A 12,674-nucleotide genomic window follows, 5' to 3' on the forward strand; every position below is an offset into this window, starting at 1 on the left:
AGGCACGAGCCTGTAGGAGCCTGCCATTTTTTGAGCGGAGTTTACACGTCCTTTCGGTGGATGACTTGGTAGTCACACCTGATAGACGGTCGCAAGAGAAGGACATGGCACTCGTCTCTTCTAATAAGGAAGGCAACGATCTTTGGAGGTGCCCTTGTGCCAATGAGCATCAACCGCCAGGTTCGCCTAGGCGACTTTCTTTTCACCGGAGAGTAACGAGGAATCCATGAAGGTTCTTGTAGCTGTCAAACGAGTGGTCGATTACAACGTTAAAGTGCGCGTCAAAGCGGACAACTCCGGCGTTGACCTCGCCAACGTCAAGATGTCGATGAACCCCTTCTGCGAAATCGCAGTGGAAGAAGCCGTACGCCTGAAAGAGAAAGGTGTTGCGACTGAAATCGTCGTCGTCTCCATCGGCCCGACCACTGCTCAGGAACAGCTGCGTACCGCGCTGGCACTGGGTGCAGATCGCGCCATTCTCGTCGAGTCCGCCGAAGACCTGACCTCGCTGGCCGTGGCCAAGCTGCTTAAAGCAGTGGTCGACAAGGAACAGCCACAGCTGGTGATCCTGGGCAAACAGGCCATCGACAGCGACAACAACCAGACGGGCCAGATGCTGGCTGCGCTGACCGGTTTCGGTCAGGGTACCTTCGCTTCGAAAGTTGAAGTGGCAGGCGACAAGGTTGCAGTGACCCGTGAAGTAGACGGCGGTGCGCAAACTGTTTCGCTGAGCTTGCCGGCGATCATCACCACCGACCTGCGTTTGAACGAGCCGCGTTATGCGTCCCTGCCAAACATCATGAAAGCCAAGAAGAAGCCGCTTGAAGTGCTGACGCCAGACGCGTTGGGCGTTTCGACAGCTTCGACCAACAAGACCCTGAAAGTTGAAGCGCCGGCTGCTCGCAGCGCGGGCATCAAGGTCAAGTCGGTGGCTGAACTGGTCGAGAAACTGAAAAACGAAGCGAAGGTAATCTAATCATGACTATCTTGGTAATCGCAGAACACGACGGCAAAGCACTGGCCCCGGCCACGCTGAACACCGTAGCCGCTGCCGCGAAAATCGGTGGCGACATCCACGTTCTGGTTGCAGGCCAGGGCGTTGGCGCTGTAGCTGAAGCGGCCGCGACCATCGCTGGCGTGGCTAAAGTGCTGGTAGCTGACAACGCGGCTTACGCGCATCAACTGCCGGAAAACGTGGCTCCCCTGGTCGCTGAGCTGGGCAAGGGTTACAGCCACATCCTGGCTGCCGCCACTTCCAACGGCAAAAACATCCTGCCGCGCGTTGCTGCGCAGCTAGACGTGGACCAGATCTCCGAGATCATCTCGGTTGAAAGCGCTGATACCTTCAAGCGCCCGATCTATGCCGGTAACGCCATTGCTACCGTGCAGTCCACGGCCGCAATCAAGGTGATCACTGTTCGCGCTACCGGTTTCGACCCGGTTGCCGCGACGGGTGGTTCGGCAGCCGTTGAAGCCGTTGCAGCCGTTCACGATGCAGGCACTTCGTCGTTTGTTGGCGAAGAACTGGCCAAGTCGGACCGTCCTGAGCTGACCGCAGCCAAAATCGTCGTTTCCGGCGGTCGTGGCATGCAGAATGGCGACAACTTCAAACTCCTGTACACCCTGGCTGACAAGCTGGGCGCTGCTGTGGGCGCCTCCCGCGCAGCAGTGGACGCAGGTTTCGTACCCAACGACATGCAGGTCGGCCAGACCGGCAAAATCGTTGCGCCACAGCTGTACATCGCGGTCGGTATCTCCGGCGCGATCCAGCATTTGGCCGGTATGAAAGACTCCAAAGTGATCGTTGCGATCAACAAGGACGAAGAAGCACCGATCTTCCAGGTTGCCGATTACGGCCTGGTAGCGGACTTGTTCGAAGCCGTACCAGAGTTGGAGAAGCTGGTTTAATCCAGTTGCTTCACTTATAAAGAGCCCGGTCATCGGGGCTGCGGGGAAGGGCAGGGCACTCAGTGTTTTGTGCATTCTTTACAGCCCGGGTGACCGGGTTTTTTTGTGCGTCTCAAATGTGTGGAGTGCAGGCGGTATGGATATGCGTCAGATGAGCAGGCTGCTGGTGGGGTTGGCGTTTTTGCCACTGCTGTCTGAAGCAGCGGGCAAGTGCGAGCGCCTGATCGTCACCGGCAGCCCCGATGCCCCGCCTTACCTGTGGCGCGATCCGGCCGACCCGGCGCACTTGATCGGTGCCAGTGCCGACCTCATACAGCAGGCAGGTCATGCCCTGGGGATCAAGGTTGAAGTGCTCTACGGCGGCAAGCGCGCCCAGGCCCAGGACGAAGTGCGTACCGGGCGCATGGACATGCTGCTGGATGCGCCACTGACGGTGGCCGGACTTTCGTCGTTCGACTACATTCACCCGCCGTTGGTGCGTAACGACTATCTGGTGTGGACGCGCAAGGCATCGCCCCTGAGCTACGAAACGCCTGCCGACTTGCATGGGCATGCAGGCGCCGTCTCGCAGAAGGCCCGCTTAAGCGAGACCTTCAACGAGTTTGCGCAACACCAGTTAAACCTGGAGCCCCAACCCGGCCTGACCCAGGCCTTCCAGAAGTTGTTGCTCGGGCAGGTTCAATACGTTCTGGCCGGCCGCTACGCCGGAATGGCCACCGCTCAAACCCTGGGCATCGCCGATGACCTGTTGGCGCACCCGCAGCCTATCGATCAACCGGGGCTGTTTTTGGCGGTTTCCCATGACTCTGCCTGCAATGAGCCGTGGTTGCGCGGACAGCTCGCCAAAAAGATGACAGAATTGCCCGCGTCCGGCATGACCGAGGCGGCAGTGCAACGCAATCTGGAGCGGTGGAAAACCCAGCTGCAACAACCGCTCAGCGCCCCAAAACAGTAGGAATTCCTCGTGACAATTCGACCTCTTTTCGCTGCCCTGGCCGTTTTGGCTCTGGCGGGTTGTGCAGCCGATCCTGCGCCGAATGAACAATTGCGTTTGACCGAACAAGCTCTGGAACAAGCCAAGGCCGTAGGCGCGAAAGCCGACGATCTGGCTGAGCTGAAACAGGCCGAAAGCAAGCTGGCCCAAGCGCTGGCAGATATGGCTGAAGAGTCTTTTAAAGATGCCCGCATGCAGGCCGAACAGGCCGAGCTCGACGCCCGATTGGCCGAAGCCCGCGTGTTGACGCAAAAAAGCCAGGAACAATTGAACGTGCTCAATACCCGTATCTCGCGCTTGCGCAAACAACTGGCGGAGGCGCAATGAGCCTCAAGTCCAAAGCTTTCATGGGCGCGCTGGCGCTAGGTTGCGTCAGCCTGGCCGGGTGCGCCGGGCATCACAACAGTGATCAGGCCTTGCAGCAGGCCAGTACGGACTTCCAGGCGGTCAAGGAAGACACCAACGTGTTGCGCATCGCCCCCAAGGATGTGATTCGCGCCGGTGAATCCCTGGCGCGTGCTGACCGCTTATCCAGCTACTGGGGCAGCGGGGAAGACGTGGCGCATTACGCCTATTTGAGCCAGCGCTACAGTGAGATCGCCCGCGAGCACACCCAGCAGGTGCTGAATGAAGAGCGGGCGGCCAAGCTCGAACTGGAGCGCCAGCGCTTGCAGCTGGCCTTGCGTGAAGCCAAGTTGTTGAGTGTTCAGCAGCAGGGGCAATGGCTGGAAGAGCAGATCGTCAGCCTGGCCACCACCCAGACTGACCGTGGTCTGGTGATGACCCTGGGTGACGTGCTGTTCGATACGGGGGAAGCCGATCTGAAAAACTCCGCCAACCGGACGGTACTCAAGCTGGTGCAGTTCCTGCAATTGAACCCCAAGCGCATTGTGCGCATCGAGGGCTACACCGACAGCACCGGGGGCTCTGAAGATAATCTCAAGCTGTCCCTTGCCCGGGCACAGGCCGTGGCGGATGTGTTGGTTGACTTGGGTATCGACGAAAAGCGCATCCAGGTGGAAGGCTACGGCGACCAGTATCCGGTAGACGTAAATGCTACCGAGCGTGGTCGTGCGCAAAACCGTCGCGTCGAAATTGTATTTTCTGACGAAAAAGGTCAGCTGGGCGCTGCACGTTAAAGCCGGCCGTCCCGTGTAGTCCCTGCCGAAGGCTGCGATGCCCTCCCTGTGGCCCTATCGCAGCCTTCGGCAGTGACTGCACCGCTCACTCACACCGATACAGTTACACCGCCGTTTGCACTGTACGGCTCAGGTGGGTGACAACTGTGCCCGTACACTTCTAAACTGTTCCGGTATTGTTCTAAATAAAAAAAATGCCTGAACATCGAGTGCTACGCCATGACCAACCTTTTGCTCTACCAACGTATTGCTCAGCAACTGGCTGAGGATATTCGGCGTGGCGTTTATCAGCCGGGCGAGCGTGTGCCGTCGGTGCGCAAGATGAGTTCACAGCTCAATGTCAGCCATGCCACCGTGCTGCAGGCTTACGCCAATCTTGAAGATCAGGGTTTGATCCGGGCGCGGCCGCAGTCGGGTTACTACGTACACCAGACCCCGGCACTGACGGCGCCGACCCCTGACATCGCCCGTGTAGAGCGCCCGGGGTTGGTCACTCGCAGCAGCATCATTCAACAGGTACTGGTCGAGTCCCGTCGTGAAGGTGTATTTCCGCTCGGGGCGGCCGTACCCAGTGTCGATTACTTGCCCGTACGTGCGCTGCACCAGCAACTGGCCAAGGTCACGCGCTTTCATAGCCCACGGGCGTTCAGCTATATGTTCAGCCCGGGCTTTGAGCCGTTGCGCAGGCAGGTAGCAATCCGCATGCGTGACGCCGGCGTGGTGGTTGACCCATCAGAAGTCATCATCACCCATGGCTGTGTCGATGCCCTGCAAATGTCGTTGCGGGTGCTCACCCGTCCCGGCGACCTGATCGCGGCAGAGTCGCCGACTTACTACGGCCTGCTGCAACTGGCTGACCTGCTGGGGCTGAAAGTGATCGAGATCCCCAGCGATCCGGCCACCGGCATGAGCCTTGAAGCCCTGCAACTGGCGGCCAATCAGTGGTCGATCAAGGCATTGGTCCTGACCACGCGCCTGAGCAATCCCCTGGGCGGGACAATGCCCGAAGAGCGGCAAAAGCAGTTGCTGCGCCTGGCTTCGGACTTTGATATCCAGATCGTTGAAGACGACATCTATGGCGAGTTGATGTTTGAGGTGGGGCGCACCAAGGCCTTGAAGGCCTATGACCGCCTGGACCGGGTGATCTACTGTTCGAGCTTCTCCAAAACCCTGTCCCCCGGGGTGCGTATCGGCTGGATGATTGCCGGCAAGTTTCAGCAAGAAATCCAGCGCCTTCAGACTTTCACCACTCACTCAGCGTGCAGCGTGACCCAGATGGCCGTGGCGGCCTACCTTGAAAACGGAGGGTACGACCGCCACTTGCGCTATATCCGACAGGAATACAGAAAAAACCTGAGCGCATTCCAGTTGGCCGTGCAGCAGCACTTTCCGGAAGGCACGCAGATGTCGCGTCCTGGCGGGGGGTTTATCCTGTGGGTAAGCCTGCCGGGCCGGGTCAATACCCAGGAATTGCATGTCCGGGCCCTGCAGCAAGGTATCAGCATCGCACCAGGGCTGATTTTCAGTAACACCGAGCAGTTCAATCACTGCATACGGCTGAACTGTGGCACACCCTGGAATCGGGAGGCCGATCGGGCCTTGATGACCCTGGGAATGCTTGCCAACCAGCTCTGCCAGGAGGCTGCGGGTCTGTACGGAGGCGGCCCGGCAGCAGCGGGGATGGCATTTTGACTATAATCAACTTGTCACCCTGTGCGTAAAGCGCGAGCATACGCACCTGAACCGTTAAAGCTGTGGAGTTATGAAAACGAAGTTTTGTGCCGGGCTTGTGCTGGTGTGCGTGTTGAGTGCGTTTAATGCTGTTGCTGCGACAGCAGCCCCGGTGCAACCTGCAACAGCCACCACTGAGGCAAAATCTGCCCACTCTGCGTCAACGTCCGTGGAGAGAACGAAAAAACCTCCTCTCAAAAGACGTGAGCCAATGGCGTCCAAGTCCATTTCGGCCCATGAAATCGCCAAAAAGCGTTTGCCTACCACGAACCTTGATTTGCGATTGCCGCCTGAAATGGTCCGACAGCTCCGCCCTTTGGGCACCATCCCCATGCCTGCGCACAAACCGTTGCTGCCGAACATGTTTGGCGAAAAGCCGGCTGAAGAGAGCCCTTTTCAGCTTAACGGGCGTTTGCTCAGCAACGAGATGAACCTGCAATTGCGCAATGAAGCCCGACACAATGAGATCGAAGGTGCTGCGCTGGATTTCGAGTTCAAGCAATAAGTGCCTGGCAGTGAAAAACAGGCTTCTAAACTGACTGTTCAGTCATTGCCATTTATGGACACATTCTGCTGAACGGTCAATTTCAAACACCTGTTCCAGCGAGTACTATCCCTTGTCATCAACACACTTTGCCCCGAACGAGGAGCTAACGTCATGAATTGCCGTGAAGGCTGTGGCGCCTGCTGCATAGCCCCTTCCATCAGTACCCCGCTGCCCGGCATGCCCAACGGCAAGCCTGCCGGGGAACGCTGCCTGCATCTTTCTGTCGACTATCTGTGCGGTTTGTTCGGTCAGCCTGAGCGCCCGGCTGTGTGTGGCGACTTCAAGGCCGACATCGAAGTGTGCGGCAGCAACCGGGAAGAAGCGATCAATCTGATCGGTTGGTGGGAGCAGATGACAGCGGCATAGTGTGTTCGTGTCCAGTTAACAGACCTTCAACAATAAGGAATAAGACAATGGGTTCGTTGCATCGAGTGGCATTGGTATGTGGTTTGAGTGTTCTGATAACGGGCGTGGCCCAGGCTGAAGACTGGAAGGTCGCCAAGGACCAGGACGGCATCAAGGTGTCGCTGAGTGAAGTCGCCGGTTCCCAGTACAAGGCTTACCAGGGGGTGACCACCATCAAGGCGCCGCTGGCCAAGATCAGCAAGCTGCAGGAAGACGTGGCGGGCGCCTGTGCCTGGATTCATGAATGCCAGACGCAAAAACTGCTCAAGCATGAAGGTGACCAGAGCTGGACCTACACCCAGTTCAAAACGCCATGGCCGGTAACGCCGCGTGACTCGGTACTGCTGGTGACCACGGCCCAAGGCGCTGATGGCAGCCTGACCCGCACGCTCAAAGGTCAGCCGACCTATGTTCCTGAAGAAAAAGGCTTTGTCCGGGTTGCCCAGGTTGACGGCTTTTGGAAGCTTGTGCCAAAAGGCGACAACCTCACCGAAGTGACTTATCAGGTGCACACCGAGCCAGGTGGCAGCGTACCGTCCTGGTTGGCCAACAAGTTTGTGGTCGATGCTCCGTTCAACACCCTCAAGGGCCTAAAAGAACGCGCTGAAAAGCCGTAATCCTTTGCAGGTCTCGCCTGGCCCCGGGCAGCGCATCTGCCCAGGCGCCGGGTATCCGGCTTTTTGAGCGGCCCTGTTGCTGAAAAAAACGTGTTGAAATTCATGTATTCCCCTCTTGGCAGACGTCTCACACCAGGGCTACTCTGCATTCAGACCAGCGAAGTATTCGACTGGCTCTGATCTTGTTCGCTACATGCTTATTACCTCCCTTTTAAAGGCCTGATTGCGCCGAAAAGGGAGTGCTGAATGTCTATCCATTGCGAGGAGGACGTTTCATGAGCACAGCCCATCAAGAAGACCTCAGCAGCTATGTGCTGCGCCGCATGAAAGAAGGCGGTTTTGATTTTTCACGCATCCATCCCATCGAGTTTTACGCGATCTTCCCGGACGAGGAGCGGGCGCGCCGAGCTGCAGGCAAATTTTGTGGTGAGTCCCTGAATGCACAGATCAACGTGCGCGATGACGGCGCATGGCATTTGGAGTTGAGTAAGGTGATGTACGCCACCTATGGTGGTATCGGTGATTTTGAGCAGGACTTCGAGGCTGTAGTGGTGCCGCTCGGCGGCATTATCGAGGGTTGGGGCGTCAAGCAGGAGGTACGTGGCCTGTTGAATTAACGTGGGTTTGACTGGTTAGCGGCTGGCCTGAGGGCTGGCCGTTCCGGTTTTTGCGGACAGTGTTTTGGTGCGCAAACCTGCAGCCGTCGAAGACGCGCAGAGGCTGCACGTCTTCGGCATTCAGGCGCGTCTTTAGCCGATGACTTTGGTCAAGTTCGGCAAGATCAGCAGCAAGGTAGTAGCAAAGAGGATGAGTCCGGCCTGACGTACTTTCGTATGTTTGAACATGGCTATCTGCCTTTTTTTGTTATTCCTGAACGACAATGCCTGCGACAGGGGCTCCAGACCTTTAAAAAGCATGGCCCCAGCGACAGGCTTAACATTAGAGCCCTCATAACATATGGCTTAGAACCCTTTAACATCATCCAAGCGCAGTAAGTTTCTAAAAAGCTATTAGGTTTTTTTAACTCGCGCTGTCACCCCGTTGCTAGACGCAACGGGCTCGCAAACAGTCAATTTTATTAGCCCCCTACCGTTCGTCAGTGAGCATTGCCCCGGTATCTTTTGCCCGGCAAAAAGCGAGAACTCAACCTTTGATATGGCCGTTGGCCGCAGGCGGGAACCACGTTCAGTACTTGCCTTGAAATGCCGTTTCAAGGCAGGCTCTGTCGCGTTGCCATCATTACTTTCGCTTTTATCGTGCCAGGTACTTTTATGTCGCTACGCATTTGCATTCTGGAAACCGACATTCTGCGTCCAGAGTTTGTTGATCAATATCAGGGCTACGGGCAAATGTTCGTGCGGCTGTTCTCCACGCAGCCAATTGCGGCGCAATTCAGCGTGTTTAACGTGATGCATGGCGAGTACCCGTCTGACGACCAGATGTTTGATGCTTATTTGGTGACTGGCAGCAAAGCCGATTCGTTTGGCACCGATCCCTGGATTCAGACCCTGAAAAGCTACTTGCTGACCCGCTTTGAGCGTGGTGACAAGCTGCTCGGCGTTTGTTTTGGTCACCAGTTGCTGGCGTTGCTGCTGGGCGGCAAGAGCGAGCGCGCCACCCAGGGGTGGGGCGTCGGTACCCATCAGTACAAGCTGGCCGCCAAGACGCCGTGGATGAGCCCCGTGGTTGAGGAACTGACGCTGCTGATCAGCCATCAGGACCAGGTAACGGCCTTGCCGGAAAACGCCACGGTGATTGCTTCGAGCGATTTTTGCCCGTTTGCTGCATATCACATCAACGACCAGGTGCTGTGCTTCCAGGGGCATCCCGAGTTTATCCACGACTATTCGCGGGCCTTGCTGGATTTGCGCCAGGAGCATCTGGGCGAGCAGATATACAGCACCGGTATTGCCAGCCTGGGTCAGGACCATCATGGTCGGACCGTGGCCGAGTGGATGATGCGCTTTGTGGCGCAGAAGCCGTAAGCATCAAGCCGCAAGCTTCAAGCTTGCGGCTCAAGTCTACAGCCAGCCGGAGCGCTTGAAGCTGACCCACAGCCCGGTGACGCCCAGGGTAATGAACCCCAGCACGCCGAAATAGCCGTAATGCCAGCTCAGCTCCGGCATGTTCTGAAAGTTCATCCCGTAAATGCCCGCCACCGCAGTGGGGAAGGCCAGAATTGCTGCCCAGGCTGCGAACTTGCGCTGCACAATGCTTTGGCGTGACGATTCCAGCAAAACGACGATTTCAATCGTTTGGGTGGCGATGTCGCGCAGGGTGGTGAGGTCTTCCATCTGCCGGGTGACGTGAATCTGCACATCGCGAAAATACGGGCGCATGTTCTTGTCGATAAAGGGGAAGGTCAGGCGCTGCAGCTCTTCGCTGATTTCCACCATGGGCGCCACATAGCGTCGCAGTCGCAGCACATCGCGGCGCAGGGCATGCAGGTGCACTATGTCGGCTTCATTGAGGGCGTTGCCCAGAATATTCTGTTCGAGCTGGTCGATTTCGGCGTGGATGGCTTCGCTGACGGGCTGGTAGCTCTCCGTCACGAAGTCGAGCAGGGCATACAGCACGAAGTCTTCGCCATGATCCAGCAGCAGCGGGCGTGCTTCACAGCGCTGGCGTACGGCCTTGTAGGAGGCCGAGTGGCCATTGCGGCTGGTGATGATGTAGCCATTGCCGGCAAAAATATGGGTTTCGACGAACTCCAGTTTGCCTTCATGCCGAACCGGCGAATAAATAACGATAAACAGCGCATCGCCAAAGGTTTCGAGCTTGGGGCGGCTGTGTTGCTCAAGGGCGTCTTCGATGGCCAGTTCATGCAGGTTGAACTGGCGTTGCAAGTTGCTCAGCTCCTGCGCGTCGGGTTGTTCCAGACCAATCCAGACGAAGTGCCCGGGTTTTTTAGCCCAGGCAATGCCTTCGTCCAGAGTGATATTGGTGACTTTCTTGCCTGCGTTGTAAACCGCAGCAGCAACAACTCTCCCCATAGTTCTAATCGCTTCTTCTTCAAAGGGTTATGGCACGAAGATGCAGCTTAGCGCGCAATTGACCTCTTTGAGTTGATAACCGTTCAGACGTTCGGGTTAGAGGCTGTGGTGTTGCCCCTGTTGACGCTTGGCGCATCACTGTTTTGTTGGGCCAGCAGCTCGCGGTCCATGGCTTCGATGCACTCGCGCATCTGCTCGCGGCATTGCTCCATCAACTGTGGCATGTCATCCAGGGTCAGGCCGGCAGTCGGGATCGCTGGCAAAGAGCGAATCTGAATATCCGCACTGTGCCAGCGGTTGAGCTTAAGGTGCTGGCTATAGGTGCTCACGCAGACCGGCACAATCGGTACCCCGGCAGTAATTGCCATCTGGAATGCGCCTTTTTTGAACGGCAGCAGGGTTTTGCCGAAATTGCGCGTGCCTTCGGGGAAGACCCAGATGGACGTGTCTTTTTCTTGCAGGGTGCGAGTGGTGGTCAGCATGGATTGACGGGCTTTTCGGGCATTGCCCCGGTCAATCAGCACGTTACCTGCCAACCAGAACAGCTGGCCGAACAGGGGTACCCACTTCAGGCTTTTCTTGCCAATGCAGACAGTGCGTCGCGGCACTACGTTGCCGAACACAAACAGATCGTAGTTGGACTGATGGTTGGCGATGACCACGCAGCTTTGCGGTTTGTCCATCAACGGCCCGACTTCGGTCTTGAGCTTGTAGCCCAGGATCCACCTGGACGGCCAGGCATACAGTCGCGCGCACAGGCGGCTGTTGTCCGGGTTGAAGGGACGGCATATACCCAGCAGTACGCCCAGCACTCCTGCGATCATAAAATGCAGGCACATCAATAACATACGTATCAAAAATAGCATTTATAGGCCCGCTGAAACTAAAGTGGGCGCAGTGTACGGATGTGCACTGGATTCAGCAATTACCCCGACACAAGTAGGAGATGGCTGAAGTTTTAGCATTTGTTTCAGGGAGGCTGCCGAGGTGCGGGCTAGAGATGTTCGAGGGGAATTGACGAGAGGCGAGGGGAGGCACTGACCCGACCGCAGGTTGCAATCGGGGCAGGTTTTTGAGGGCTTGGATCAGAGCGGGTGGAGCTGATCTTCCTCGATGGCCTTGTCCAGGGTTTCCAGTAGCTCTTTGCGCACTTTGAGCTTGGTGTTCCTGTGGGCCTTCATGTTGATCTTCTTCAGCTGACGGGCCACTTCAAGGGCTGCGGCCTGCAACTCTTCAGGTTTGACCACTTGATCGAGGAAGCCTGCGTCGACCGCGGTGGTCGGGTTAAACATTTCGCCATTGATCACTGAACGATGGAATGCCGATTTGCGCAGCCGGTCGCGGGCCAGTTCAATCCCGGCGTGGTGCATGGTCATGCCGATTTGCACTTCGTTCAGGCCAATGCTGAACGGACCTTCGACGCCGATGCGGTAATCCACCGACAGCAACAGGAATGCGCCCTTGGCCACTGCATGGCCCGTGCAGGCGATCACGATGGGAAATGGATGCGCAAGCATGCGGCGAGCCAGAGTCGACCCCTGCCTGACCAGCTCAATGGCCTGCGCCGGGCTGGCCGTCATGACCTTCAAGTCGTAACCACCGGAGAGAATGCCCGGCTGCCCGGTAATAATGACGACGGCACGATCCTGCTCGGCCTGATCCAGTGCTGCGTTGAGCGCAGTGATCACGTCAGGGGAAAGGGCATTCACCTTGCCGTTGCTCAAGGTCAGCGTGGCGATACCGTCTTCCAGGTGGTAGGCAATCAAGTCACTCATGGCGCAATTCCTTGTTTTGAAGTGGAGCAGACGTTACCCAGCCCCACGGCGCAGGTAAAGCGCTATGACTGACTGATGAGTCAGGCGATTGGCCTGTGCCTTCTATATAGAGGCTTATATAGAAGGCGGCGCAGCAACGGTGACGGGGGAGGGGGCAAAGCGCCAGGGCCGGGATTTGGCAGAATCACCCGCCCCGGCCATGGCTCAAAAACAGCTAATTGCGTAAGCACATGAAAATTCTGAAAAAAACATTTGTCATATCGAAAGCTTTCGACTACATTAGCGCGCCTCGACAGACAGAACTTGTTTGAAGAGATACGGTGAAGTGTCCGAGTGGCTTAAGGAGCACGCCTGGAAAGTGTGTATACAAGAAATTGTATCGAGAGTTCGAATCTCTCCTTCACCGCCACATTAAGTAAACACAAACCCCTGATTTTCCTAGAGAAAGTCGGGGGTTTGTGGTTTCTGGCGTCTGGAAAAGGGCGGTATGGGAACATCCATGGGAATCAGGGCTGCTGAGCTGCCCGTGTACTGGCCTAATGCACTTGATGGTGTAGCGTGCGCT

General features: G+C 57.0%; 14 protein-coding genes and 1 tRNA gene. 12 read left to right on the plus strand and 3 right to left on the minus strand.

Going from position 1 to position 12,674, the window contains the following annotated elements:
* The first annotated feature begins 226 nt into the window (after window positions 1–226).
* From BLW11_RS10540 to BLW11_RS10590, 11 genes are all read left to right on the plus strand, one after another.
* Window positions 227–976 (plus strand): electron transfer flavoprotein subunit beta/FixA family protein, encoded by a 750-nt coding sequence (locus BLW11_RS10540; RefSeq protein ID WP_046809636.1) that lies wholly within the window; start codon window positions 227–229, stop codon window positions 974–976.
* Between the two features lie 2 nt (window positions 977–978).
* A complete protein-coding gene (locus BLW11_RS10545; RefSeq protein ID WP_048358777.1) occupies window positions 979–1,908 on the plus strand; it encodes an electron transfer flavoprotein subunit alpha/FixB family protein in 930 nt (309 codons plus the stop codon).
* Window positions 1,909–2,044: 136 nt separating this feature from the next.
* Window positions 2,045–2,863, plus strand: coding sequence for a substrate-binding periplasmic protein (locus BLW11_RS10550; RefSeq protein ID WP_048358776.1), 819 nt, complete (start codon window positions 2,045–2,047; stop codon window positions 2,861–2,863).
* Between the two features lie 9 nt (window positions 2,864–2,872).
* Window positions 2,873–3,229 (plus strand): DUF4398 domain-containing protein, encoded by a 357-nt coding sequence (locus BLW11_RS10555; RefSeq protein ID WP_048358775.1) that lies wholly within the window; start codon window positions 2,873–2,875, stop codon window positions 3,227–3,229.
* The gene (locus BLW11_RS10560; RefSeq protein WP_048358774.1) at window positions 3,226–4,041 is read left to right on the plus strand and encodes an OmpA family protein; all 816 of its coding nucleotides are present in this window, start codon (window positions 3,226–3,228) and stop codon (window positions 4,039–4,041) included. Before BLW11_RS10555 ends, BLW11_RS10560 begins: the two co-directional genes overlap by 4 nt.
* Before the next feature lie 219 nt (window positions 4,042–4,260).
* The gene (locus tag BLW11_RS10565; protein WP_048358773.1) at window positions 4,261–5,733 is read left to right on the plus strand and encodes an aminotransferase-like domain-containing protein; all 1,473 of its coding nucleotides are present in this window, start codon (window positions 4,261–4,263) and stop codon (window positions 5,731–5,733) included.
* Between the two features lie 70 nt (window positions 5,734–5,803).
* Entirely contained in the window at window positions 5,804–6,277 is a 474-nt protein-coding gene (locus tag BLW11_RS10570) for a hypothetical protein (RefSeq protein ID WP_048358772.1), read from the plus strand.
* Between the two features lie 153 nt (window positions 6,278–6,430).
* On the plus strand, window positions 6,431–6,685 hold the full coding sequence (locus tag BLW11_RS10575) for a YkgJ family cysteine cluster protein (RefSeq protein WP_048358771.1): 255 nt from the start codon (window positions 6,431–6,433) through the stop codon (window positions 6,683–6,685).
* Between the two features lie 47 nt (window positions 6,686–6,732).
* Window positions 6,733–7,341, plus strand: a complete 609-nt coding sequence (locus BLW11_RS10580; RefSeq protein ID WP_048358770.1) for an START domain-containing protein — start codon at window positions 6,733–6,735, stop codon at window positions 7,339–7,341.
* A 275-nt stretch (window positions 7,342–7,616) separates the two neighbouring features.
* Complete coding sequence (locus BLW11_RS10585) at window positions 7,617–7,958, plus strand: ribonuclease E inhibitor RraB (RefSeq protein WP_003446510.1); 342 nt, start codon at window positions 7,617–7,619, stop codon at window positions 7,956–7,958.
* Window positions 7,959–8,612: 654 nt separating this feature from the next.
* Window positions 8,613–9,326 (plus strand): amidotransferase, encoded by a 714-nt coding sequence (locus BLW11_RS10590; RefSeq protein WP_048359511.1) that lies wholly within the window; start codon window positions 8,613–8,615, stop codon window positions 9,324–9,326.
* Window positions 9,327–9,362: 36 nt separating this feature from the next.
* On the opposite strand, the gene BLW11_RS10595 is transcribed toward BLW11_RS10590, so the two are convergent.
* The 3 genes from BLW11_RS10595 to BLW11_RS10605 form a co-directional block, all read right to left on the minus strand.
* On the minus strand, window positions 9,363–10,334 hold the full coding sequence (locus tag BLW11_RS10595) for a magnesium and cobalt transport protein CorA (RefSeq protein WP_048358769.1): 972 nt from the start codon (window positions 10,332–10,334) through the stop codon (window positions 9,363–9,365).
* Between the two features lie 83 nt (window positions 10,335–10,417).
* The gene (locus tag BLW11_RS10600) at window positions 10,418–11,200 is read right to left on the minus strand and encodes a lysophospholipid acyltransferase family protein (RefSeq protein ID WP_048358768.1); all 783 of its coding nucleotides are present in this window, start codon (window positions 11,198–11,200) and stop codon (window positions 10,418–10,420) included.
* Window positions 11,201–11,419: 219 nt separating this feature from the next.
* A complete protein-coding gene (locus tag BLW11_RS10605; protein WP_048358767.1) occupies window positions 11,420–12,109 on the minus strand; it encodes a crotonase/enoyl-CoA hydratase family protein in 690 nt (229 codons plus the stop codon).
* Window positions 12,110–12,428: 319 nt separating this feature from the next.
* Here BLW11_RS10605 and BLW11_RS10610 point away from each other — a divergent pair.
* Window positions 12,429–12,518 (plus strand) — tRNA-Ser (locus BLW11_RS10610).
* Window positions 12,519–12,674: the final 156 nt, after the last annotated feature.

This window comes from Pseudomonas deceptionensis (assembly GCF_900106095.1).
Classification (GTDB): Bacteria; Pseudomonadota; Gammaproteobacteria; order Pseudomonadales; family Pseudomonadaceae; genus Aquipseudomonas; species Aquipseudomonas deceptionensis.

Bases quoted from the DNA above. Each gene is read 5' to 3' on its own strand.
- BLW11_RS10580 (WP_048358770.1), top strand. From the start codon at position 6,733: ATGGGTTCGTTGCATCGAGTGGCATTGGTATGTGGTTTGAGTGTTCTG.
- BLW11_RS10575 (WP_048358771.1), top strand. From the start codon at position 6,431: ATGAATTGCCGTGAAGGCTGTGGCGCCTGCTGCATAGCCCCTTCCATC.
- BLW11_RS10595 (WP_048358769.1), bottom strand. From the start codon at position 10,334: ATGGGGAGAGTTGTTGCTGCTGCGGTTTACAACGCAGGCAAGAAAGTC.
- BLW11_RS10585 (WP_003446510.1), top strand. From the start codon at position 7,617: ATGAGCACAGCCCATCAAGAAGACCTCAGCAGCTATGTGCTGCGCCGC.
- BLW11_RS10590 (WP_048359511.1), top strand. From the start codon at position 8,613: ATGTCGCTACGCATTTGCATTCTGGAAACCGACATTCTGCGTCCAGAG.
- BLW11_RS10570 (WP_048358772.1), top strand. From the start codon at position 5,804: ATGAAAACGAAGTTTTGTGCCGGGCTTGTGCTGGTGTGCGTGTTGAGT.
- BLW11_RS10550 (WP_048358776.1), top strand. From the start codon at position 2,045: ATGGATATGCGTCAGATGAGCAGGCTGCTGGTGGGGTTGGCGTTTTTG.
- BLW11_RS10560 (WP_048358774.1), top strand. From the start codon at position 3,226: ATGAGCCTCAAGTCCAAAGCTTTCATGGGCGCGCTGGCGCTAGGTTGC.
- BLW11_RS10565 (WP_048358773.1), top strand. From the start codon at position 4,261: ATGACCAACCTTTTGCTCTACCAACGTATTGCTCAGCAACTGGCTGAG.
- BLW11_RS10545 (WP_048358777.1), top strand. From the start codon at position 979: ATGACTATCTTGGTAATCGCAGAACACGACGGCAAAGCACTGGCCCCG.
- BLW11_RS10605 (WP_048358767.1), bottom strand. From the start codon at position 12,109: ATGAGTGACTTGATTGCCTACCACCTGGAAGACGGTATCGCCACGCTG.
- BLW11_RS10540 (WP_046809636.1), top strand. From the start codon at position 227: ATGAAGGTTCTTGTAGCTGTCAAACGAGTGGTCGATTACAACGTTAAA.
- BLW11_RS10600 (WP_048358768.1), bottom strand. From the start codon at position 11,200: ATGCTATTTTTGATACGTATGTTATTGATGTGCCTGCATTTTATGATC.